This window comes from Lactobacillus sp. ESL0263 (assembly GCF_003692845.1).
Classification (GTDB): Bacteria; Bacillota; Bacilli; order Lactobacillales; family Lactobacillaceae; genus Lactobacillus; species Lactobacillus apis.
The window spans coordinates 358,310-383,050 of the sequence record NZ_REHL01000006.1; the positions used below are offsets into that span (position 1 = coordinate 358,310).

21 protein-coding genes and 1 riboswitch are annotated in these 24,741 nt (G+C 37.1%); of the genes, 10 read left to right on the forward strand and 11 right to left on the reverse strand.

Going from position 1 to position 24,741, the window contains the following annotated elements:
* Positions 1-301 precede the first annotated feature (301 nt).
* The 4 genes from F5ESL0263_RS08020 (at position 302) to F5ESL0263_RS08035 (ending at position 8,991) form a co-directional block, all read left to right on the forward strand.
* On the forward strand, positions 302-2,257 hold the full coding sequence (locus F5ESL0263_RS08020; protein WP_122036211.1) for a MucBP domain-containing protein: 1,956 nt from the start codon (positions 302-304) through the stop codon (positions 2,255-2,257).
* A gap of 367 nt (positions 2,258-2,624) precedes the next feature.
* Entirely contained in the window at positions 2,625-4,922 is a 2,298-nt protein-coding gene (locus F5ESL0263_RS08025) for a BspA family leucine-rich repeat surface protein (protein ID WP_122036212.1), read from the forward strand.
* Between the two features lie 553 nt (positions 4,923-5,475).
* On the forward strand, positions 5,476-7,788 hold the full coding sequence (locus F5ESL0263_RS08030) for a BspA family leucine-rich repeat surface protein (protein ID WP_122036214.1): 2,313 nt from the start codon (positions 5,476-5,478) through the stop codon (positions 7,786-7,788).
* Between the two features lie 129 nt (positions 7,789-7,917).
* A complete protein-coding gene (locus tag F5ESL0263_RS08035) occupies positions 7,918-8,991 on the forward strand; it encodes a P1 family peptidase (RefSeq protein ID WP_122036216.1) in 1,074 nt (357 codons plus the stop codon).
* Between the two features lie 387 nt (positions 8,992-9,378).
* Here F5ESL0263_RS08035 and F5ESL0263_RS08040 read toward each other — a convergent pair whose 3' ends face one another.
* The 6 genes from F5ESL0263_RS08040 to glpK form a co-directional block, all read right to left on the reverse strand.
* Positions 9,379-9,864: a hypothetical protein gene (locus F5ESL0263_RS08040; protein WP_122036218.1), complete on the reverse strand. Its 486-nt coding sequence runs from the start codon at positions 9,862-9,864 to the stop codon at positions 9,379-9,381.
* Entirely contained in the window at positions 9,857-10,675 is an 819-nt protein-coding gene (locus F5ESL0263_RS08045; RefSeq protein ID WP_122036220.1) for a DUF3100 domain-containing protein, read from the reverse strand. The genes F5ESL0263_RS08040 and F5ESL0263_RS08045 overlap by 8 nt, the downstream gene beginning before the upstream one ends.
* Position 10,676: 1 nt before the next feature.
* Positions 10,677-11,942: a M20/M25/M40 family metallo-hydrolase gene (locus F5ESL0263_RS08050; protein ID WP_122036222.1), complete on the reverse strand. Its 1,266-nt coding sequence runs from the start codon at positions 11,940-11,942 to the stop codon at positions 10,677-10,679.
* A gap of 348 nt (positions 11,943-12,290) precedes the next feature.
* Positions 12,291-12,797, reverse strand: a complete 507-nt coding sequence (locus F5ESL0263_RS08055; protein WP_122036224.1) for an O-acetyl-ADP-ribose deacetylase — start codon at positions 12,795-12,797, stop codon at positions 12,291-12,293.
* A gap of 92 nt (positions 12,798-12,889) precedes the next feature.
* Complete coding sequence (locus tag F5ESL0263_RS08060) at positions 12,890-13,663, reverse strand: tyrosine-protein phosphatase (RefSeq protein ID WP_122036226.1); 774 nt, start codon at positions 13,661-13,663, stop codon at positions 12,890-12,892.
* A gap of 33 nt (positions 13,664-13,696) precedes the next feature.
* Positions 13,697-15,199, reverse strand: a complete 1,503-nt coding sequence (glpK, locus tag F5ESL0263_RS08065) for a glycerol kinase GlpK (protein ID WP_122036228.1) — start codon at positions 15,197-15,199, stop codon at positions 13,697-13,699.
* A gap of 147 nt (positions 15,200-15,346) precedes the next feature.
* Between glpK and thiD (F5ESL0263_RS08070) the strand changes: the two genes are divergently transcribed.
* Positions 15,347-16,159 (forward strand): bifunctional hydroxymethylpyrimidine kinase/phosphomethylpyrimidine kinase, encoded by an 813-nt coding sequence (gene thiD / locus F5ESL0263_RS08070; protein ID WP_370448858.1) that lies wholly within the window; start codon positions 15,347-15,349, stop codon positions 16,157-16,159.
* Between the two features lie 68 nt (positions 16,160-16,227).
* Positions 16,228-16,896: a type 1 glutamine amidotransferase gene (locus F5ESL0263_RS08075; protein WP_046307904.1), complete on the forward strand. Its 669-nt coding sequence runs from the start codon at positions 16,228-16,230 to the stop codon at positions 16,894-16,896.
* A gap of 81 nt (positions 16,897-16,977) precedes the next feature.
* Here F5ESL0263_RS08075 and tenA read toward each other — a convergent pair whose 3' ends face one another.
* Positions 16,978-17,640 (reverse strand): thiaminase II, encoded by a 663-nt coding sequence (gene tenA / locus F5ESL0263_RS08080; protein ID WP_122036232.1) that lies wholly within the window; start codon positions 17,638-17,640, stop codon positions 16,978-16,980.
* 127 nt (positions 17,641-17,767) lie between these two features.
* Positions 17,768-17,867: riboswitch (TPP riboswitch) on the forward strand.
* Between the two features lie 82 nt (positions 17,868-17,949).
* Between tenA and thiM the strand changes: the two genes are divergently transcribed.
* Genes thiM through thiE form a run of 3 tightly spaced genes read left to right on the forward strand, consistent with a single transcriptional unit; the run spans position 17,950 to position 20,221 of the window.
* Positions 17,950-18,738 carry a hydroxyethylthiazole kinase gene (gene thiM, locus F5ESL0263_RS08085; RefSeq protein WP_122036233.1) on the forward strand — a complete coding sequence of 263 codons (789 nt, stop codon included), beginning with the start codon at positions 17,950-17,952 and terminating at the stop codon, positions 18,736-18,738.
* Between the two features lie 11 nt (positions 18,739-18,749).
* Positions 18,750-19,553, forward strand: a complete 804-nt coding sequence (thiD, locus tag F5ESL0263_RS08090; RefSeq protein ID WP_122036235.1) for a bifunctional hydroxymethylpyrimidine kinase/phosphomethylpyrimidine kinase — start codon at positions 18,750-18,752, stop codon at positions 19,551-19,553.
* 11 nt (positions 19,554-19,564) lie between these two features.
* Entirely contained in the window at positions 19,565-20,221 is a 657-nt protein-coding gene (thiE, locus tag F5ESL0263_RS08095) for a thiamine phosphate synthase (RefSeq protein WP_122036237.1), read from the forward strand.
* Between the two features lie 139 nt (positions 20,222-20,360).
* Here thiE and gap read toward each other — a convergent pair whose 3' ends face one another.
* Entirely contained in the window at positions 20,361-21,380 is a 1,020-nt protein-coding gene (gap, locus tag F5ESL0263_RS08100) for a type I glyceraldehyde-3-phosphate dehydrogenase (protein WP_122036239.1), read from the reverse strand.
* 103 nt (positions 21,381-21,483) lie between these two features.
* Here gap and F5ESL0263_RS08105 point away from each other — a divergent pair, with 103 nt between their 5' ends.
* Positions 21,484-22,215: a LysR family transcriptional regulator gene (locus F5ESL0263_RS08105; RefSeq protein ID WP_158593032.1), complete on the forward strand. Its 732-nt coding sequence runs from the start codon at positions 21,484-21,486 to the stop codon at positions 22,213-22,215.
* Positions 22,216-22,324: 109 nt separating this feature from the next.
* Here F5ESL0263_RS08105 and F5ESL0263_RS08110 read toward each other — a convergent pair whose 3' ends face one another.
* The 3 genes from F5ESL0263_RS08110 to F5ESL0263_RS08120 all read right to left on the reverse strand — a co-directional run bounded on the left by F5ESL0263_RS08110 (position 22,325) and on the right by F5ESL0263_RS08120 (position 24,741).
* Positions 22,325-23,017, reverse strand: a complete 693-nt coding sequence (locus F5ESL0263_RS08110; RefSeq protein ID WP_122036243.1) for a dihydrofolate reductase family protein — start codon at positions 23,015-23,017, stop codon at positions 22,325-22,327.
* Positions 23,018-23,174: 157 nt separating this feature from the next.
* Positions 23,175-24,020, reverse strand: a complete 846-nt coding sequence (locus tag F5ESL0263_RS08115) for a hypothetical protein (protein WP_122036245.1) — start codon at positions 24,018-24,020, stop codon at positions 23,175-23,177.
* Positions 24,013-24,741: a hypothetical protein gene (locus F5ESL0263_RS08120; protein ID WP_122036247.1), complete on the reverse strand. Its 729-nt coding sequence runs from the start codon at positions 24,739-24,741 to the stop codon at positions 24,013-24,015. Before F5ESL0263_RS08120 ends, F5ESL0263_RS08115 begins: the two co-directional genes overlap by 8 nt.

The following is a 24,741-nucleotide window of genomic DNA, read 5'->3' on the forward strand; positions in this document are numbered from 1 at the left end:
ATTAAAAATATTTTTTAAAAAAATAAAATCTGTTTTTCAGATCCTAAACACCATTTTATCAGTGCTAAGTACAGTTATTTTTCACAACCAATACTCTTATCATCCCTGATAATATAGTAGTTTATTTCAAAACACTTCGTTATTTTATTTTTTGCTTATGCAGTAATGATTTCGTCTTTATCCTTCTAAGTGCACAAATTCTTGACTTGCTTTTGGCACATACACAAATATAATTATAAATATACTAATACATATATAATTACTTAATTGTATACAAATACACAGTGGAGTGCCTTTATTAATGAAAAAGACAAGTAACGTAAAAGGAAAAGTTCTATTTAGTAGCTCAGCTGCTATTTTACTTGGATTGATTTCCATTAATCCTCATCTAGTCAAAGCGGACAGTTTTTCTACTAGCCAAATGGCTTCTAAGAAAGAAACTACTGCAACTGAGACTCCAAATCCATCAGAAGATATCATCAGTGAACCTGCAAATACTGATGAGTCAGCGGCGAATCAAGCTTCACCAACCACTCAAGATTCTGATGCTACCGTAAATAAAAAACGAATTGATGGAACTGCTGCTGGACTGCAAGTTTCCTATGACCTTGACACTGATGAACTCATCATTTTAGGTGGAACATATGAACAAATCAGTTTTTTGGACGATTGTCTTTCTGACTATTCCCTTTCTGACGACGAAGGAAATTCCATAAAACTTGCACGTGCTAAGCAGATTGCTATTACTGGTAAGATAAGTCTTAACTCTTCAAATTGTGCAGACTTTTTATTCGCCGGCTTTTCTAATACATCTAAAATTGTAGGATTAGAACACCTAGACCTTTCTCAAGCAACTAGTACAATTTACATGTTTAATGGCTGTGAAAATTTGACTTCACTCAATCTTTCTAGCTTTAATACTGCTAATGTAACAGAAATGAGAGCTATGTTTAGGAAGTGTAGGGCTTTAACAGCACTCGATCTTTCAAGTTTCAATATCTCAAAAGTAACTGACATGTCATGTATGTTTGCAGATGATGAAAATCTTGTCGACTTAAATATATCAAGTTTCAAGACCACTTTACCTGTAGATCTAGGTGCAACTTTTAAAAACTGTGCCAGTTTAGTTGAGCTAAATTTAGAAAACTTCTGTATACCAGATACAAATTTGGGAGAGGTAGAATTAGAAGATACATTCTATGGCTGTACAAGCTTGCGGAAGCTCAACATTAAAAATATTGCTATAGGTGATAATGAGTACGAAAATATGCTAGCCAAATTACCTAGCTTAAATACACTTGTTCTTGGTAAGTACACTGGTCTCTCAACTGTTTTTCCAAGCGGCGCTCCAGCAGAAGATGTAGGACTAGATACGGAGGGAATTTGGCTCAATGTTGGTAATGGTACAGCAATTAGACCAGAAGGAACGGAGCAATATACCTCTGAGCAATTGATGGCGGCACGTGCCACAATCCGTGGTAGTAATCAACGTAACTTCACAAAGGCTGAAACATATGTCCGCATGGGCTTGCCTATTACCATCCACCACGTCGATGAGTCAGGAAAACAAATTGCAGAAGATACTATTTTCCCTGGTAATTTTGGCGACCCTTATTCAATTATCGGCGATCCCGTTGCAGGTTATACTTTAAAAGACGGACAAGCCCCTGTTACCGGTATTTATGATAATGATGAGAACAAAGAGCGGGAATTTACTTTCACCTACATTAAAAATCCTGAATCGTCCACTCCTATCAAAGGAGAAGATGTCATTGTTCATTATCAAGATGAACAGGGCAGGACTATTGCACCTAATGAAGTTTTAAACGGTAATACAGGCGATGGTTATGTTTCAGCCGCTAAAGAGATTGCTGGTTACACTTTAAAGACTCGGCCAAAAAACGCTACAGGATTCTTTAGTGATATTACGCAGAATGTTACTTATGTCTATAGTAAGACTGACTCTAATGCCGAAGGTCAAACTGATGACAAAGATAACGGAAATAAGAGTAATGGAAACAAAGGTAACAAAGCAAATAGTGCTACTCCTTCCCGCTTAAGTCCTTATGATGCTCACAAAAATGCACTAGGTAACGATGCTGACAGCCTACATTCAGCTAACTCCTCTACCAACAATCAACTGCCAAAGACAGGCTCTGAAAAAAAGGCCCAGCTAGCAACTATTGCACTTGGCTTAATCACTTTAACCAACGCTTTAGCACTTCTTTGGGCAAAAATTAAAAAGTTTAGTAAATAACTAAGCGTTAACTCTAAAAAGCACCAACTATAATTGGACAGTTATGTTGGTGCTTTTAATTTTCTCAATTCGTTACTTAATAAAAATATTTTTTAAAAATAAAACCTGTTTTTCAGATTCTAAACACCATTTCATCGACGTTAAGTACAGTTATTTTTCATAATCAGCTCTCTTATCATAGCTGATAATATATCGGCTTCCTGTAAAACATATCGTTATTTAATTCTTGCTTATACAGTAATGAATGTCGTCTTTATCGTTTTAAGTGCACCAGTTCTTGACTTGCTTTTTACATATATATAAATATACTAGTACATATATAATAATTAGGTTATGTATACAAATAACTGATGAGGTGCCTTTACTAATGAAAAAGACAAATAACTTAAGAGGAAAAACTCTATTTAGTAGCTCAGCCGCTATTTTACTAGGTTTGATTTCCATTAATCCCCGATTAGTCAAAGCAGATAGTGACCCTACAAGTCAAACAACACCAGAGGAAAGAGATACTACAGATGAAATTCCAGCCCCATCAGAAGATGCTATCAATGATGATACAAATGTAAGTGAGCCAGCTTTGGCTCAAGATTCAGTAGCCAATCAAGCTACTGAAACTGATATAGGTAAAAAGCGGATTGATGGAACTGCTGCTGGACTACAAGTTTCATACGATCTTGACACTGATGAACTCACCATTCTAGGTGGAACATATACAAATATTACTAACTATAACGATCGTATTTCTAACTATACCCTTTCTAATAGTGAGGGAAATTCTATAAAGCTTAAACGTGCTAAGCAAATTATCATTACTGGCAAAATAAACCTTGATGATTCAAATAACGCCAACTTTTTGTTCGACGGCTTTTCATATGCATCAAAAATTATAGGTCTAGAATATCTCGACCTTTCTCAAGCAACCAGTACAGCCTTCATGTTTCGTAACTGTCAAAATTTGCTCTCACTTGATATTTCCAGTTTCAATACCGCTAATGTCACAAACATGGGTGCTATGTTTGCCAACTGTAGTAATTTAGACTACCTAGATGTTTCAGCTCTTAATACTGCAAAAGTAACAAATATGGACCGAATGTTTGATAGTTGTAGTAGCTTAATTTCACTTGATCTCTCTAACTTTGATACTGCTAACGTAGAGAGCATGTATGAGATTTTTTCAGACTGCAGTTCCCTGACCTCGCTCAACCTTTCCAGCTTTAACACTGCTAACGTAACTACCATGGAGTTTATGTTTAGTGGTTGCTCTGCTTTGTCCACTCTCAATCTGTCTAGTTTTAATACTGCTAACGTGACTACCATGGAGTATATGTTTAATGGCTGTACAGCTTTAACTGCACTTGATCTCTCTAATTTCAATACTGCAAAAGTTACAAATATGGGCGGTATGTTTTCAGGAAATGAAAGCCTCGTTGACTTGAATATATCAAGTTTCGACACTTCCTCACTTTACGTCCTATATGAAATGTTTATGAATTGTAAAAGTTTAACTGAGCTAAATTTAGAACACTTCCATATACCTGATATCGATGAGTCCGATTTCTCCCTTACTTTCTATGGCTGTACAAATTTACGTAAGCTTAATATTAAAAATATTGCTACAGGTGCACCGGAGTATATTCTTATGCTAGCCGGATTGCCTAACTTAAATACGCTTGTTCTAGGCAAAGACACTGATCTTACAACAGTATATGGAGGCGACATCGATGATATAGATAGTATACCTCCAGGATACTTGGATGATGTTGGACTAGATACTGAAGGAATTTGGCTTAATGTCGGTAAGGGAACAACAACTCATCCCGAAGGAACAGAGCAATTTACTTCTGAACAATTAATGAAGTCACGTGCCATAACCCTAGACGGTAAAAAACGTAATTTTACAAAGGGTGAAACATATGTCCGCATGGGCTTGCCTATTACTATTCACCATGTCGATGAATCAGGTAAAAAAATTGGAGAAAATACTATTTTCCCTGGTAATCTTGGCGATTCCTATTCAATTATTGGCGATTACGTCGCAGGTTATACTCTAAAGGCTGGTCAATCCCCTGTTACCGGTATTTATGATAACGATGAAGATAAAGAAAGAGAATTTACCTTTATTTACATTAAAAATCCTGAATCTTCCGCCCCTATCAAAGGAGAGGATGTCACTGTTCATTATCAAGATGAAAATGGCAAAGCGATTGCATCTAGTGAAGTTTTAAACGGTAATCTAAATGACGGCTATGTTTCAACCGCTAAAGAAATTGCTGGTTATACTTTAAAGAGTAAGCCTAAAAATGCTACAGGGTTCTTTAGTAACACTAAACAAAGCATTATTTATATTTATAGTAAAACCGTTTCTCTAACTGAAGGCGAAACTACTGTTAACCCAGCAAAGCCTACCAACACGGACAAAGAAATAGGCAATATCCATCAAGGCAATAGTCAAATAGCTAACGAAGCAAATAATAATCAAGCAGCTGCTTCTACTTCTGGTCCAAGTAACCATGCTGATAACCTAAATTCAGCTAACTCCTCTATCGACGACCAACTGCCAAAAACAGGCTCTGAGAAAAAGTCACAATTAACAACCATTGCACTTGGATCAATCACTTTGACTAGTGCTTTAGTACTTGCTTGGACTAAACGTAAGAAAAGCTAATATAGTTTGATAGCCATTGATAAATTAGAAAAACCACTTACCTTTCATATGGTTAAGTGGTTTTTAATTTACACAGAAATAGCTGAATCGGTTCAATGAAGTAGACAAAGTTCACTTTTGTTGCGGTCAAAAACTACCTATAGTCAGATATCTCTTACGGCACTGTAGTCGCAATGTATGCATTTAATGAAAAGGTACTTGGGTTAATCAATTACAGCTGAAAATCAAGCACAAATAAAATAACATATAATATTAAATATCTTCAACAAGTTTTAATAACACACGAAATTTTAAAATCGCTGGTTAATACTATATTCGAATGTTATACTTCAAAAGTATGCATAGAGCATAGTTAATTATAATTACACATCTATAATATATCTTTTGATTTATATTTGTTATTTTAATAACATAAGCAATAAAATTTAGTATATTTCAAAAAATTCCTTCAATTTTAGTGAGGGATAATTGTGTTTGGTTACATGTTCAACATAGTTATTTAAACTGCGCGTACAACAATTACTGAAAATCAATAGTACAGAAAGGGATAATTATGAAAAAAACTAGTGATTTTAAAAGTAAAACTTTGCTGAGCTGCTCAGCATCTATCCTACTCGGATTAATTGTTGCTAATCCAAAGTTAGTTAAAGCAGATAGTCTACCTGCTGATCAAGTGACCACTTCTGGAACAGATACTGATCAAAGTGACCAACTGGCTTCTTCGACCAATTCTAATGATGGCGAGGAAACTAGCCCCGTTAATAATACAGAGCCACAAGCCGATTCAACTGAGTCTAATACTACACGCGCAACAGATTCTGATGAAACTAATGCAATTACAGGGACCCTTGGCGGTCTTCAAGTTTCATATAATTCTGGAACTAGTGAGCTAACCGTTTTGGGTGGTACATATGATGGAGCGATTAGTAAAACACAGCCGTTAAGCACATGCAAACTTTATGCTGATGATGGACAAATTTATAATTCTCCCAAACCCCAAAAAATCAAGATAATAGGTAAAGTCTCTATTGTAGGGAATCCGGATTACATGTTCAGTGGATTCAATAACCTAACAGAAATTGAAGGCCTTGGTAATCTTGATACATCAAATGTAACAGACATATCCGGACTGTTTTATGGGTGTTATAGTTTGACAAAAATTAAGGATTTTGGTGATCTTGATACATCAAAAGTAACAAATATTTCTGGACTGTTTAACGGTTGTTCCAATTTGACTAGTGTTGAAGGTCTTACTAATCTGGATACATCAAATATAGATGACATGTCCGAGATGTTTTACGGTTGCCAGAATCTAACTAGTATCAACTTAAGTGCATCCAAAACTTCAAAATTTAATACTTCTAAAGTTGTATCTATGAGTAGCATGTTTGCTGAATGTGTGAACCTAACGCATGTAGACTTGTCGGGCTTTGACGTAAGCCAAGTAGAAGACATGTCCTGTATGTTTGAGGGTGCGCGGAGCCTAGTTGACGTAAACCTCTCAAGTTTTAAAATTAACCGCAAGAACTTCATGACTTTCGAGCGAATGTTTGCAGACTGTAGCAGCTTAGTAGATTTAGACTTGAGTGGCTTTACTACACATAAATCAGCTGAAGTTTCTGAGATGTTTAAAAACTGCACAAGTTTAAGATCTCTGAATATTAAGAACTTTGACCTAGGCTGCCTCAGTTTTGAGGAGATGCTAGAAGGTGCTACTAACCTAGATCTCATTGTTCTTGGACCTAGAACAGCTCTAGCTAATATCGAAGAATTAGCCTGGGATCCTGATGACTCGGACAGCTACTTGTATGGAACAGTTGGATTGAACGTTCCTGGCATCTGGGTTAATGTCGGTAAAGGGACAATTGACAATCCCGAAGCATCTACTCGCTGGACTTCCTATGAACTTATGAAAAACCGTGCCTGGTATGAAGAAGACATAAATGGTGGCATTGATGACTGGAATGACGAATGGAATGGTGACCTGGCCGATGATGGGGTTGGAAATCCTGACTTTACTAGGACAGCTGCTTTGAAAAAGTCACCCCGCAACCCTAATCTAATTGCCGAAACCTATGTTCGAATGGGACAGCCTGTAACTATTCAGTATCAAGACGAAAGTGGCAATTCACTTAAGGACAATGAAATTCACCATGGTCGTATTGGCACCAACTACTCTTTCTCAGCTGCTAAAATTTCCGGCTATGAGCTAAAAGCTAACTGCCTAGAAACCGTTACTGGACTGTATGATGCTAATAATGAACAGACAATAACATTTGTCTATACCCCACTAAACAGTCCTAACACTTCTGATGGCTCAAATGGCTCGGATAGCTCGAACGGCTCAAATGGATCTAACACTTCTGATAGCTCAGACAGTTCTAACGGCTCGAATGGTTCAAATACCTCTGATAGTTCGAATGGCTCGGACAGCTCTAACGGCTCAAATGGATCTAACACTTCTGATAGCTCAGACAGTTCTAACGGCTCGAATGGCTCTAACACCTCTGATAGCTCGAACGGCTCGGACAGCTCTAACGGATCTAATGGTTCTAACACTTCTGATGGTTCTAATGGATCTAATGACTCGAATGGATCAACAGGTTCAATCCCAGACATTCCAGAACTTGCGGCACCTGATAAGAGCAATTACCAGCATCATAAGACTAAGCAACCTAAAATTACAGAAACTAGTTACCATAAGACTAATAAGCTTGAACATGATATGCCAAAAAGTAAGGCAGCTGAGCCAGAACTACCAAAAACTGGGAAAAATGGTGTTTCGCAGCTTCTTACTACTGCTTTAGGCTTAATTAGTGCCACTAGTGCAAGCGCTCTGGCTTGGATTAAGCGTAAAAAGAACTAATATACCCTAAATAGCAATTAGCAAATTAAAAACCACTTAGCGTTATAAAGCTAAGTGGTTTTTATCTTGCACAAAAGCACTTGACCAGTTTTAATAAAAGAAGACAATTTTTAATTAAAAGGAGCAAAAATGGGACTTAACAAACCACTTTTATTTGCGCTTAGTGATACTAAGCCCGGACCAAAAAATCTAATTACAGATGTTGCTGGCATTACAGTCGGCCATAAAACCATTGTCACTGACCGTCTTAGAACAGGCGTAACAGTAGTTAAACCTTGTCAGGACAATATCTTCCGAGAAAAAATGCCAGCAGCCGCTCATGTCATTAACGGCTTCGGTAAAAGCACTGGCCTCGTACAAGTAGAAGAATTAGGAACAATTGAAACACCACTCGTTTTAACCAACACCTTAAGCGTTGGGACTGCTTCAATGGCTCTTGTTAAAAGGATGCTTGCCGATAATCCTGAAATTGGTCTTTCGACTGGTAGCGTTAATCCAATTATTATGGAATGCAATGACAGCTCAATTAACCATATCCGCGATTTAGGTGTTACCGAGGGCGATGTTACCGCTGCATTTGATGCTGCAACTACTGACTTTGCAGAAGGCGGCGTTGGTGGTGGTACAGGCATGCGTTGCTATGAACTCAAAGGCGGTATTGGCTCTGCTTCAAGACAGGTAGAAATCGACGGTAAATCTTTTACTATGGGCGCACTTGTCATGTCTAATTTTGGCCTCAGCACTGACTTAAACATTTATGGTCATGCAATTGGTAAAAAGTTTGTTGAAAATAAAGATAGCAAAGAGAAAGGTAGTATCATTACTATAATTGCTACTGACATTCCGTTTAATTCACGTCAATTAAAACGAATTGCAAAACGCTCTAGTATCGGAATTACACGTAGCGGCTCATTCAGCGGTAACGGCAGCGGTGAAATCACCCTTGCCTTTTCGACCGCTAATCGCGTCAGCCATTTCCCTGAGCATGAATTAAGTACCATTCAGGCAATCACTGATGATAAGATTGATCGTTACTTCAGAATTACTGTTGATATCGTCAACGAAGCAATCCTCAGCTCCCTGGCCCATGGTCAAACAACTCCAGATCGTGATGGCAAACCAATTCTAGGTTTAAAGGACGCTTTAATTCAACTAGGCAATGACGAAGAAGCATTACAATTACGAAAAGTTTTAGGAATCTAGCAAAAACTGAACTCTAATATTTGAAATAACCCCCAAATTTAGGGGTTATTTTTATGGCTAAATTATCATCTAAGCAAGATAAAATTGAAATATAACAGCTTTGGCATAGTTATGGCGTTGGTTCGACTAAACTCTATCGGCGCTATGGAATTAGCAGAGCTAACATTAATTACCTGTTGGCTTTATTGACCGTTCATGGTCTGGCTATTTTAGGTCAGCCCTAAACTATTTATACAAATGATTTTATGGAGCTGGCTTTTAAACGGATTCATAGTTGAACATGAATTTCTTTATCATGTAGCACTAAATTTAGGTAGTCTAAAAAGCTGTGGCATGTTGCGCAATTGGCTAAAGCTAGCGCGACTTTTAACTTTTAAAAAAATACTTTTAGCTAAGATTAAGGGCAATTTGTGAGATTAAGGTGTCCATAAAGTACATACCAAAGAAAACAAAAATTGCTACAATTAAAATCTTCCAGGATATTTTAGTCAGTTCTTTCAAACGGTGGGTAACTGATATTCCAGCAAATGCTAGGACAGAAGTTGTTAGTGAGAGAAAGTCTACAGCATTGATAACTCGAACGCAGTAGGGACTAATCAAACAAAAAATTAGAGAAACGATTGAGACCCAGCCTAAGATGGGGAAGCCCTGAATGATTTTCCAAGGTACTTTTTTCATCAGCATACTGATAACTATGCCTAGTAGTGAAAAAAGCCATAACATTCCCAGACCAATGAATGTGTCAGTGGTAATTGGTGTGCTTTTGGGATTTCTAATTAATTTAATCCACTGAACAAATAATACTAAGCTAATGCTGAGTAAAAGGATGATAGCATCTTTAAATAATTCATATAAGTTGTTTTCTTTAGTCATGATCTGGATAAACTTCTTTTTTTCTGTCTAGCAGGCTGGTAATGTGTGTGTACATGAATCTTTGGAGAGGTACTGCTAGGAAGTACATGATATAAGTGCCAATAAAACTAGTTAGCAACTGACTGGCCGCGGCAAAAGACAAAATAGTGTCACTGTGTTTTGGTACCAAAGCTGCTAACGACGTTGAGGCTGCAGTCATCATTGAACTAGAACCAACACCAGCACTCATTGCGACAGCTTTATAGTTAAAGCCCATTCCCAGAAGAAGTGGAGCAAGGATTGAAAAGATAATTGAACCAAAAATGGTACCAATTAAATAAATTCCGAGTACGCCTCGACCTTCAGGCGAATTCAGTGTGTATTTTTCACTGATATATGCTAATTCACCTTCACGACCTAAGCCTAAGGTTGAACCTATAGCTTCTTCCCTTAAGCCAAGTAATAGTGCCACAGGTAACCCAAAGATAATCGTGCCTAAATTACCTAGTTCGTGGACTAGAAAAACCCAACCAACAGAAATAATTTCATTGATTTTAGGAGCCACATTCGCCCCATAACGTGCCATTAAAGGCAACATGATAAGAATCATGTATTTGCCGGCAAATTTCACTCGTTTATCATTGTAGAGTTTTTTAATAGGTTTTGCTGGAATTAAATAAACTAAAATAGCAATAATTACCGCAAATACTAGAGGTAAGATAGAGATTTCAATTTTGCCGATTTTAAATACTTGAGTACTAATCATTTCAGAAACTGTATCTATTAACAACACTAAAATGATTAACGGACCGTATGCTTTTAAATATTTCATTTTATTTTGCCATCTTTTCTAATTCAGTTAGATATTCTTCCTTTGTTTTCTTATAGGTTTTTACCTGATCTAAGTTATTTGAAATCTTAAGAATACTGTTAAAGACAAATTCAGGAAAAATTCCTAGAACAAATTCAGGATCAACTAGGGTAAAATCATCACCATGAATTGTTCCGTTCCAACCACCATAACCGATTTGGATGGTTGGTATTAAGAAACTAACATCTCCAATATCACCTGCGGCCATTGTGTAGCCCCGATTTTCGATTAAACCGGGAATTTTTTCATCTGTTGAGAAAACGTCTTTTACAATAGCGCTCATACTTTTACTGGAATTCAAAGGTAGATAGCCAACTTGTCTTTCGGACTCAACTGAGCCACCAAGTGCTGATGCACAGCCTTCTGCTGCCTGCTTAAACCGGTTCATTAGTTTTTGTGCATTGTCTATATCGAAAAATCTTAAATCTGTCCCCATCTTGATGTGATCAGGAATGACGTTAATTGATTCATGATTTTCGCCAACTATTACTGGATTAAATCTTATACGATTAGGGTCCTTGATTTGCTGACGCTGCAAGGCTAAAGCGGTATTAAATAATGTTGCTATGCTTTGAGCATTAATACCTGCGTCTGGGGCGAAAGCCGCGTGACTGGCCTTGCCATAAAAATCAAAATATTCAAAATTAAAGCCAGCAAGATCACAATTAATTTCGATAGTTCGTTCATCAAAATCTTCACCTATCGCATGAACTGAGACACAATAGTCGATATCGTCAAAAATACCAAGTTTAATAGCTTCTTGTTTGCCACCAAAGTAATCTATTTTTCCTGCTTCTTTTTGCTGTTTTCTCCAAGCAAGATCAACAAATTCTTCGGATGGAGTGAAGATAAATGCTAGATTAGTACCAAAATCTTTAAGTCGGTGATTGGTAATTATTTCATTCATAATTGCTAGTGCGGTAGTGACCTGTGTGTAATGGCCACAAGCTTGAGCGGCACCGGTATTCGCATCTGCTAATTTGTGATTAGGCTGATATAGTGAATCTATTTCAGCGATAATTCCCAAGGTTTTCTGGCTACCATTAGTTAACGTTACTTTTAAACCTGTATCGAGATAATGTTCGGCTTTTAACTCGGGACTAATTTTGTTAATTTCATCTTCAATCTTTCTAGATGTTTTAAATTCTTTATAACCAAGTTCTGGATTATGAAGTAAAAAATCAGCAATTTCAGTTAATTTTGCGTAGTATTTTTGAAAACTTGACATTAGATCCTCACTTTTTGCTTTATTATTATAGTATGTGATAATAATAAGAATAGAATAAAATTAGGAATTATGCAAGAACAATAATATTGATTTTCGCTTATAAAGTTCGTGTTTTATAGTTTTATATAAATATGTTACTAGAAGGCATGTAGCGTTACTTAAACGAAAAGATGAACCACTTTGTTTGTCCATTTCCCACTCCCTCAAAAAAGTAGAAAAAGACCCCCTCGTGTCAGATAAAATCTGTCCTAAACGGTAACGAGGGGGCTGTCCTTTGTATAGCTAGTATACTCAAGCATTAACTAAAATGTTAATGCAGGAATATATATTATATTATTTCAAATTAGTCTACTTAATCAATTCATTATGATATAGTTCAAGTGTTTTCTTATCAAATGCACACATTAGAACTTCAATATCATAAGAGCTATTTGACTCTAACCATTTTCTAACCGTAGCAAAAGCAATCTTTGCTGCTTTCTCCATTGGAAAGCCATATGCTCCCGTTGATATTGCGGGAAAGGCGATACTATGCAACCCATTCTTTTTAGCTAATTCAAGTGAGTTAATGTAACAATCATTTAATAGATTATTATCATTGGTTGCTCCCGAGTATATTGGTCCTACAGTGTGAATAACAAATTTAGCAGGCAAATTATATCCTTTAGTAAGTTTGGCTTGGCCCGTTTCACAGCCATGAAGCTGACGACATTCTTCTAATAGCTGAGGACCTGCTGCTTGGTGAATTGCCCCATCAACTCCTAGCCCGCCTAGCAATGTCTTGTTAGCAGCATTTACGACGGCATCTACTTTTAAGGTTGTAATATCTGCTTGGATAACTTTTAAATTGGACATTATAGTGTCTTCTTTCGTAACAGTACTTTAAACTAAAAAACTGTTAGCCTTCTTCATAGTAAATTGGCTAGCAGCTTTTTGATTAATATTCTTTATTCTAAATACATTTCCTTTAATTGGCTTAAATCAGCATCTGTAAAGCCAAGCTCTTTTTTAAAGAATGTTGCAAAATCGCCCCAGCCACCACGGATGGTTTCCGTGATGCCCATAATGGCTGTCCCTTCTCCTTTGGTGACATTCATTTTTGCAACCATTTGCGCTATCTCATCGTTACTTGGCAACTGACGTGAAACTGCAAAGTCATATAACTTATTGGTCAGTAAATAGTCCCGTGCAATTGTATCATCATCAACATCAAGTGCCATCAAGATTAAAGCTGATACCATTCCAGTACGGTCTTTCCCAGCACTGCAATGGTAGACAAGCGCATCCCCTTCTGGCAATTCCAATAATTCGGTAAAAATGCGCGCAAACATTTTCCGACTGTGCTCGCTTAATAAAGTTTGCTGATAAATCCGACCAATGAAATTATTGCTCAAATCTGGGATATGGTGAAGTAAGCGAAACATTTTGTGTCCGTTGGGACGATCTTCTGGATTTTCAGAATAAACAGGCAAGTCAACATAGTGAACATTTGGCCAAGCTTTATCAGGAGAAGACTGCTTTTCGTATTGCGAACGCAAATCACAGTCGATTGTCACATGTAAATCTGTAAGGCTCTCTTTATCCTCATTTGATAGAGAACTAAGGGAATCTGAACGATAGATTTTGTTCCACTTAACAGCTTGCCCTGCCTTATTTTGATAGCCACCAACGTCCCTAAAGTTTAATGGTCCGTCTAATTTTACAATTCGATCATGTGCCAATTTGCTCAACTCCTTTTTACTTAATTATCGCACTTATTCACCGTGAGCAAAAACTTGAGTTGCCTTAACAGCCCTCTTCCAGCCTTGGTATAACTTCTTACGTTTTGACTCTTCCATCTTACTTTCAAACGTCTTACCGACAACAAAAACGTCTTTTAGTTCATCAACATCTTTCCAATAACCAACTGCTAAGCCTGCTAAAAATGCAGCTCCCATCGAAGTTGTCTCTAAAGTCTGAGAACGTTCAATCTTTATTCCTAAAATATCTGATTGGAATTGTAGTAGATAGTCATTATTTGAAGCGCCACCGTCAACACGTAAAGTTGGGATTTCGATTCCTGAATCAATTTGCATTGTGTCAACAACGTCTCGGGTTTGATATGCCAAGGATTGCAGCGTTGCTTTAATAAAGTCATTTTTATTGGTTCCACGTGTAACACCAAACACTGCTCCTCGAGCTTCTGAATCCCAGTAAGGTGCGCCAAGGCCAGTAAAGGCCGGAACAACATAAACTTCATCCTCTGACTTGGATGCTAAAGCGGCTTTTTCAGACTCTTCAGCCGTTTTAACCATCTTCATCGAGTCGCGCAACCACTGAATAGCACTACCAGAAACAAAAATCGAGCCTTCAAGTGCATAGTTAATTTTACCATCTAAACCATACGCAATCGTAGTTAATAAGTTATTATCCGACTCGGTTGGTTCTTCACCAGTGTTCATAACGATAAAAGATCCGGTGCCGTATGTGTTTTTAACCATACCCTTCTTAAATGCCAACTGGCCAACTAGTGCTGCTTGTTGGTCACCTGCAATACCACAAATTGGTACTTCCCCACCAAAAAAGCGGTAAGACTTTGTATAGCCATAAATTTCAGAGTTTGATCTAACTTCCGGCAACATTTTCTTAGGAATGTTGAGTAATTCAAGAATGTCATCATCCCACTTTAAGTCGTGGATATTAAAAAGCATTGTCCTTGATGCATTGGTGTAATCCGTAATGTGAGCTTCACCATCAGTTAACTTCCATAATAACCAGCTATCGATGGTGCCAAATAGAAGATCTCCCTTTTCGGCTTTTTCTTGTGCGCCCTCAACGTGATCCAAAATCCAACGAATTTTAGTTGCACTGAAATACGGGTCAATGATTAAACCAGTTTTCTTATGAATCATTTCACCATAACCATCAGCCTTGAGCTTTTCCGCCAATTCTGTGGTCTGTCTTGACTGCCAAACAATTGCATTATAAATTGGCTTACCAGTTTTTCGATCCCAAATAACAGTCGTTTCACGCTGATTTGTAATCCCAATTCCCTTAATTTGTTCTGGGCGAATTCCTGAATTTATAATGGTATTAGCAATGGTAGTTTGAACAGCGTGCCAGATTTCTTCGGCCTTATGTTCAACCCAACCTGGTTGCGGAAAGTACTGTGAAAATTCCTTTTGTGAAGCAGAAACTTTGTGGCCCTCATGATCAAAGATCATTGCTCTAGTTGATGTTGTACCTTCATCAATTGCCATAATGTATTCTTTTAACATATTGTGTTGTGTTTCCTTCCTAGAAGAAAGCGATTTACTACAATTCTACTATTTGCCGCTTTTTTTACAAGAAATAATTATAACATTACACCTGTTTTACGTTATACTTGGGACATAAAGTTTTGATTAAAAAGAGGATACATAATAATGAAAAAAGAAATTATTGCTCTAACCATTGCGGGAAACGATAGCGACGGTAGCGCAGGCATGACTGCCGATCTCCACTCGTTTTACGCACGTGGAGTGTACGGAATGGGATTACTAACTGCAGCAGTTGCTGGGAACACTACTGGTATTTTTGCACAAGAAGTTATGCCCATTCCATTTATCCAAAAGCAATTTGAGGTCTTAAATGACGACTTCAAAATTGATGCATTAAAGACTGGTATGCTAGCCAACAAAGAAGTTATTGGCTGTGTTGCTGAAAATTTGCGTAAATATGACATGGGTAGAATTGTTCTTGATCCCGTTATTATGACCAAACATGGTGACACCCTCTTAGATGATGATGCTTATCAGGCCTTCTTAGACAACCTGATGCCACTAGCTGACATCATTACGCCTAATTTTTATGAACAGAAAAAGTTAACCGGACTTGAATTAGCTACGCCAGATGAAGTACGTCAAGGTGCTAAGAAACTGCAAGCAATGGGTGCTAAGAATGTCTTAATGAAGGGCCGCCATGACGATACTAGTCAGTCTAAGGTAACTGACGTGTTACTAGCTGAAGATGGTAAGTTCTACGAATTCACCAAGCCTTTCATCAATACTGAAAGAATTAACGGTACAGGAGATACTCTATCCGCCGTTATTGCCGCCGAATTAGCTAAAGGCAATTCTATTCTTGATAGTGTCAAGATTGCCAAGGAATTTACTTATGAAGCAATCGCCCACCCAATTGAAGTCGGCTCAAAATATGGTCCAATTAATCATTTCGCAGCACAAGAAGATACGAAGTAATTATCTTTTGCCCCTCCTGCTCCTTTAAGATATACTTTAACGAGATAGTAATAGTTGGAGTGGTTTTTATGGCAAACAAAACAATTAAAATTGCATATTTATACGAAGATTTGATGAATACCTACGGTGATTCTGGGGATGTCAAAATCATTCGCTACTTGTTAAAAAAGCAGGGCTATTCAACTCAAATTGATAACGTCTCTTTAGGTGATGAATTTAATGCCTTTGACTACGACTTCGTCTTTTTTGGTGGTGGTCAGGACTTTGAGCAAACTGTCATTGCTAAGGACTTGCCAAGACACAAGGAAACTTTAACTAAATACATCAATGACGGTAAACCGATGCTAGGTGTTTGTGGTGGCTATCAGCTTGTTGGCACCTATTACAAAACTAACTCTGGTGTCACAATTAAGGGCCTAGACATTTTACCGTTTCATACCGTTTTTAAAGCAGATAAGCGAATGATTGGCGATACCCGCTATATGAGTGAATGGGGCGAAGTTAGAGCCTTTGAAAATCACTCCGGTCAGACTTATTTTGACGATTCAGATAAGTTACATCCCTTGGGTGAAATGATTGAAGGTTACGGCAATAATCCTCAAGATCACGTTGAGGGACTACGCTACCGCAATTTCATCGGAACCTATTCACATGGTCCGCTCTTAAAAAATCTCAATGTTGCTAATGCCATTGTCAAAATGATTTTATCTTGGCACGATGAACGAGTTAGCGCATAAATATAATGAAAACAAATAGCTCCGAATTATTTTCGGAGCTATTTTTGCTTATTAAAAAATCATACAACTGATAAGTATCAATTACTTCCATTCTTCCTGATTATATGCCATTTGCCAAAATTTTAGTTCATAATAGCTGCTTCTTAAAAATGCATCCTTCATTTTAGCAAGTTCTTTTTTGGGGACATTGGTTGCGAGCTGGTTAATCAATGCTAATAGTTTTTTTACATTAACTGCATACCAGTCACCGTCGTATGTATCAATCCATTCTTGATAATACTTCACTGGGGATCCTACTTTGGCCATTTTATGACCAATTTCTTGATAAAGCCAATAACATGGTGCAATTGCACACAAAGCTCCAGCTAAGCCATCTCTTTGTAATGTTAGGTAGAGATGATTAACGTACGCATATGCTGTTGGCGCAACTATTGTAGTATCAACTTCATCATCTGTAATGTTAAGTTCTTTGAAAAACTGCTTGCGCACCTCTACTTCGGATTCTTGAAGATCCTCTGCGCTTGCCAGCACAAAGTTTTTAATATTTAAATCTGTAGTTTGCTCTGCAATTAATTGATGAATTTTGGCAAACTCAGATAAATAGTATCGATCCTGGAGCAAATAAAAGCGAAATTTAGCAAGTGGTAATTCCCCACTTTGCAATTCGATGATGAATGGCTGTTTTTCACTTTTAATCCACAAGTCACTAACTAATTGATGCAGTTGATCCGTAAACTCAACCATCTTTGTTCTCCCTAATAAATAATAATATAGTGTTTAAATTTCTCTTAGTTTACCTTAGTATTTTTTTATCAGCAAATTCAGATAAATACTTATTGTCTTGGTTTTTAAAAGCAGGTATAATTGGAAGCGATAACACGAGGGGTGCCTTTGGCTGAGATAAAATTTATATTTTGAACCCTTTGAACCTGTAAGCTAATTCTTGCGTAGGAACGTGTCAAATAGGCTTTTTAATTGCTTTGACACTCCTAAAATCGTGTCAAAGCTTTTTTCATAGCTTTAAAACGAGGCAAGCATTTTTAGGAGACATAAATGAAACTTGACCTTTTAACTAAATTACGTGAAACCAACCCTGTTGTACTTAACGCTGCAAATTTTGTCACCGTTCAGGATGTGGCTAATGGATTAAATGCGCTTGGTGCATCACCAATTATGAGTAAAGAAATCGCTGAAGCTGATGAGATGGTCCAAATGGCCTCAAGTCTGGCTATTAATTTAGGAACCTTGACTAAATTGCAGATTGAACAAATAAGCAGATTAATGCAGCTAGCTGTTCGTTACCAAAAACCTATCGTATTAGACCCAGTTGCCGTAGGGGCCGTCAAATATCGCCTAGATACAGCTAATAATCTATTAGCTAATTTCCCTGTCAGTATTATTCGCGGAAATGTTGGTGAAATTGCAGCTTTGGGCGGCTTTGATTGGAACGCCAAAGGAATTGATGCAGGTACCGGAGATGAAAACGTTGATCAAATCGCCCAAGAAACTGCTAAAAAATTTCACTGTGTAGTTATTGCAAGTGGTGCGACAGACACCATTAGTGATGGGCAAAAAACAGCTCACATCTATAATGGCACGCCACTATTTCAGGCACATGTAGGATCGGGTGATATGCTGTCCAGTATCGTTGCCGCTTTTGCAGCAATTTGTCCCGATTCATTTGAAGCTGCTCAAACAGCAACTCTTGTTTTTTCAGCAACAGGTGAATTATTAGCACAAGAACATCCTGAGGTTGGTCCTGGTACCTTCAGTATGTATCTCATGGATTATCTAGCTAAAATAAGCATTTCTCAAATTGAAAATGTCGCTAAGTTTGATTAGGAGGCTTCTTAATGACAGAAGAAATTAATTCTTTCCCACAAGTTTTAACTATTGCAGGTACCGATTCAGGTGGTGGTGCTGGAATCATGGCCGATCTTAAAACATTTCAAATGCAAAATGTATTTGGTACTGCTGTAGTTGTGGCAGTGACTGCTCAAAACACACTTGGTGTACAAGACTCATTTTTAATGCCACTAGATATGATTGATGCACAATTCAGCTCTTTAGCTTCTGATTTTAAAATTAGAGCTTGTAAAACTGGTATGCTCGGTGATGCTGCACATGTTCATCAAGTAGCACTTAACCTACAAAAATATGATTTTGGACCTATTACGGTCGATCCTGTAATGGTGGCTAAAGGTGGGGCACCCCTTCTAAGTGAAGATGCGGTTGAAACCGTTAAGAGTGAGCTTCTGCCACTAGCTAATTTAATTACTCCCAATTTACCAGAAGCAGAAGTTCTAACCGGAATTCATGCTAAAAATGAGGAAGACTATCCTAAGCTGGCAAAAATTTTACGTGATTTAGGGGTTAAAAATGTTTTAATTAAAGGTGGCCATTCCAATAGCAAAATAGTTCGCGACTATCTTCTGCTTGAAGATAATAGTGATTGTTGGCTCAGCGGTGAACGTACTTATACCAAACGTACACATGGCACTGGGGATACTCTCGCTGCCGCTATCACTGCACAGCTAGCGCTTGGTCACTCGCTACTTGAAGCTGTGCAACTTGCTAAAAAATATGTTACTAAAACAATTGAGCAGACTATTCAAGTTGGTCATGGTCATGGCCCTCTTAACCACTGGGCAAAATGAGTGAGGTAAAAATGAAAAAATTTGATTCCAAATTTCTACAGGCATATTTTATTTGTGGTACTCAAGATTTACAACAAAATCAAACATTGCCAGGTCTTCTCGAGCAAGCTCTAGAAGCTGGAATTACTGCATATCAATTTCGCGAAAAAGGCGTAAATTCAATTTCAGACAAATCAGCACGACTAACTATGGCACAAGAATTACACCATCTTTGTCAAAAATATAATGTCCCATTTATCATCGATGATGATGTTCAACTTGCTAAAAGTGTCCATGCCGAAGGAATTCACGTAGGTCAAGATGATGAAAATATTTCCCAGGTAATAAAAGAAGCTAAAAATACAATGTTTGTCGGCTATTCATGCTCAACATTAGCCGAAATTGAAACTGCTAATCAAATTGAAGGAATTGATTACTATGGTAGTGGTCCAGTTTTTGCAACTCAGTCAAAAGATGACGCCGACCCAATAATTGGTCTTGCAGGGCTAAGCAAACTAGTAAAACACTCTTCAAGACCTATTGTTGCAATTGGTGGAATCGAAGAAAAAGATTTACCTGCAATTGCACAGACCAAAGCATCTGGTGCTTCAGTTATTTCTATGATTACCCAAAGTAATGATATAAAGCAAACAGTCACTGAGATGTTGCAAGCACCATGGCATAAATAAAATATATAAGCTCTTAACACATATTTTATGTTCAACGCTAATAGCTTGGTTGATATAATTTAACTATCAAAAAAACTCCAAAACTGTTGGTCTCAGTTTTGGAGTTTACTTTTATTTAGAATATGATTTTAAAATTAGTTTAGTTTGTTTTTGCGACTTTTTCCAAGGTACGAATCATTTGTGCTACAAAGCCTGATTCGTTATCATACCAAGCATAACCTTTAACTATTTGATCACCGTCTTTACCTGAAACAACCTGAGTCAAAGTTGGGTCAAAGACAGAACCATATTCTGTCCCAATAATATCAGAAGAAACAATCTGGTCTTCATTACAGCCAAAAGTTACACTGTTCTCAGTATGCTTTTTAACTCTTCTATTGAATTCTTCAACTGTTACTTTTTCTTCCACAACTGCTACTAACTCAGTTAATGAACCAGTAATTACCGGAACACGTTCAGCAATACCTGTTAGTCTGCCCTCTAGTTCAGGAATAACTAAGCCAATTGCCTTGGCAGCTCCAGTTGAATGTGGAATAATATTAGCAGCCGCAGCACGAGCATTACGTACATTGCCTCCGCGATCTGGACCATCTTGTAGCATTTGTGTAGCGGTATAAGCATGAAGCGTGGTCATGATTCCTTCTTTAATGCCAAATTCATCATTCATAGCTTTAGCAAGTGGTGCTAAACAGTTAGTTGTACATGAACCTGCTGAAAGAATTTTATCTTCTGGCTTTATCTGGTCATCATTAACATTATAGACAATTGTCTTCATGTTACCAGCTGGAGCAGAAATTAAAACTTTCTTTACTCCTGCAGCTAAATGAGCTTGAGCCTTTTCAGTAGAAGTATAGAAACCTGTACATTCAAGTACAATTTCGATTCCGTTATTTTTAACCCATGGTATTTTAGCTGCATCTTTTTCAGCGTAGACTGGAATACTCTTGCCATCAATTACGATACTATTATCAGTTGCAGAAACATCGTGCTTAAAATTTCCATGTGCTGTATCATATTTTAGCAAGTGTGCTAACATAGCTGGTGAGGTTAAATCGTTAATTGCAACGATTTCCAAATCTTTACTATCGATGTCATATATCCGACGTAAAGCTAATCGGCCAATGCGGCCAAAACCATTAATACCAATTTTTGTAGTCATATTAAGTTCCCCCTTTGATTACAAAATTAGTATATTAGACAAAAATCGCTCTGCATAATCCGAGATTATAATAGGGCTATCACTTTTAATGATATGGTGTAACATGAACTTTAACGATTTATCTATTTTTAAAACAATTTATGAGCTAAAATCAATCAACAAAGCTGCATTAAAGCTTGGCTATACCCAATCAAATATTACCGCACGACTTAAAGCCCTTGAAAAAGAAGTTAATGCTCCACTTTTTGTTCGTTCTAATTTAGGTGTTAGACCAACTAGCAGTGGAGAAAAAATGTATAAATTTGCAACTACAACCTTACAAAATTATCAGGACTTAAAAGCGAGCTTAACAACCAGCAAACCACAAATCTTGATTGCTGAACTTCTTTTTGGCTATCTGATTACTAAGAAGCCCAAGTTCTTAATTGATCGCTACGAAGTGATTATTAAAAATACTGATGCGATTCAGGAAATGCTGACTAAAAAGACCTATGATATTGTAATGACTTTCGTTCCAATCAGCTCCTCTAACTACCTATTAACAGAAAAAAGTAGTTTGCAGTCCTGCTTTTTAACTGGAAAAGGCACTGAGAACAAGAAAATACCTGTCGCAATCAACGCTGATTTCAATTGTCCGTTTCGAGATTTAACTTTACAGCTGGCATCAAATAAAAGCGAAATTATCGAAATTGATTCACTCGAGATGATCTTGCAACTAGTGAAGCAAGGCAAAGCAACAGCACTTCTGCCAAAATACTTAATCAGTGATGATTTGGTCCCAGCAAATAAGCAAACTTGGGAAATTCCTTATTATTCATATCGCTATCAATTTTAGTAGATAAAATGCTAGATTATTTTTAGCTCAGATTTTGGCAAAACTAAAAAGCACCAAACTACCTCAGTTTGATACTCTGTATTAATCAATTTTTTAATAATAAGACGAATTAATTTTGCTTCTTAAACAACAAATGCACACCGCCATCTGCTAACTTTTTAGAACTTTTAAAAACAAATGAGTCTTCGACATATTTACCTAAAGTATCAAATGCAGATTTTTGCTTAGAGTCACCATTTACATGTGGTGCAACTACTAAAGATATTTCATCGACTAAGTGCGCCTTTAAAAAGACGCCGTCAATAATTGAGCCGCCACAAACAGCAAGCGTTGTGATATTAAAGTTTTGTTTTAACTTAGTCAAAACTTCTGTTAAGTCAAATTCCTGCTCACCACTAATAATATAAGGGATTCGTAAGGAACGTAAGTAGGCTAAATAATTTTTACTTGCCTGCTTAGTAACTATTTCAACTGCATGCATCTTATGACCATTATATTCGAAATAGTTTTTTGTCCAGTTGCATTTACCCTTACGATCAAAAGAAACCGACCAGGTTTGTGAATTAATATCTGGTAGCCAATCTGTATATTCAATTTTATCTGTAGGGTATTTACTTAGGTCAATATTTGAATTGTCTGGCGCAGCATACATCTGAATCGTTTCACGGCCATTAGCATCGGCATTGCTTAATTTAAATAATTCATCTGAATAATATTGACTAGAAATATTACTACCATATTCGCCATCAATCTTTCCATCAATTGAAACATACATGTGAACAATAACTTTACTACGTTTCATAAGCGTACCACTCTTTTCTCCATTACTTTTAAATACTATATGAACTAGTTCACTCAATAACTATTTTTATATGGTAGTACTTGAAGTCAACAAAAACTATTTGTAATTATAAAGTGAAGAACGACAAACTATTAAAAGCTTGTCGTTCTTCACTTGTTTAAAAGAGTTTCTTTAAGTACGTTTCATAAACTGGGCATAGATTAAACGCATATTTTCTGTAAGTTCGCATTGCTAATGGGTCTGTGGAATCAAATTCACCACTTAAAGTTTGATACTCTTCTTGTGCCCAAATTAGTAACTGCTGTTGCAATTGATCTAATAAACTAGGCTGAACGGCTCCCATCCAACCTAATGTTAGTTCTTTTGGATTATCTTCAAAAGAAAAACAATACGCCTCAATTTGATTCATAGAAACCAATGCTAATGGTGCATCTTCTAACTGATCTGCAAAAACCATGTTATCCCATTCAGCTAGAGGTATTTCAGCTACTGGATTGGCTAAGTGGTTTCTCTGATAATCCCTAAAAGAAATTTGCGCTATTTTTTCACGCATCTCAGAATCAAGTTGTACTTGGCGTAAAGTAATAGCTTTTAAGTTACTCTTCTTTATCGGTGTTAAGTCCTCCATAGCACTTTGCAATGAAATTTTGGGTTCAACCGTTTTCCGAATTAAGTTGAAGCCATCATCTTGCGCTAAAAAATTGAAAAGTAACTGTGGCGCGTAGTCAAAAGTAATCAAAGCCTGGCAGTTCTCCTGCTGCGCCTTCTTAGTTAAGTCTGCAACAATTTGAAGATAAACTCGTTCTAACTCTGCTGCGGAAAAGTTAGGGCTGAGATAAGCCGCAAAACTTAAAGAATAAGGATGAAATCCATTTTTCCAGTAAGTACTTATACCCACTATTTTATTTCCCAGGCAATAAGTTCTCACGTTTTGAGGATATTGCTTTATTGCAGTTTTGATTTCCCTATCTTCAATAACGTCAGCTAATAATTCATCATACATAGTAAATTTCTAACTCTCCTAACCTGCTCTGACCAGTTAGAACTAAAGTGGGTCCTCCACCAGTTGACTCCCCATTAATCTCTAGTTCGCCCAAAGTCACATCTAGTCTCCTGCTATCAATTTTCCATGATTTAGGAATGTAAATCTCTACTTCTCCTAACGAAGCATTAATATCCATAGTGATAAATGCGCCTGCAGGTTTAGCTTGATCAAGGTATATCTCGGCTTCGCCTAAAGATGAGTTAACCGTAACTCTACGTAAGCTTTGTGAATGAACATAACGCGAAACGGATGATAAATGCTGATTAATTACTATGTCCTCTCCCTCAATCGTACTGGTGCTAGATTCAGTAAAATCGCCTTGATCAGAATCATCTTTTTTGTAGCCAAAATAAAATTTAGGCCAGAAGCTTTTTTTGAAGATCATTGTGAAACCAATGTAAAGTAACAGTGCTGCGATTAAAATTGTCCATGGAACGAGCTTCACGATATGTAGTGGCTTTGCATAAACAATTAATAGAAAAGCAATTGAGAAAATTGTCCCAAACAAGCTCTTATTTACGGCACTTTCAATTAAGCAAACACCAAAGACTATTGTCCAGATAATTGTGCCTATTCCCAAATGAAATGTTAATAAATGTAATTGGTTAAGAACTAAGAAAACAGCTGCAGCAACGAATGCCAACCCCCAAAATAGTTCTCTAATTTTATGCTTTCTCAT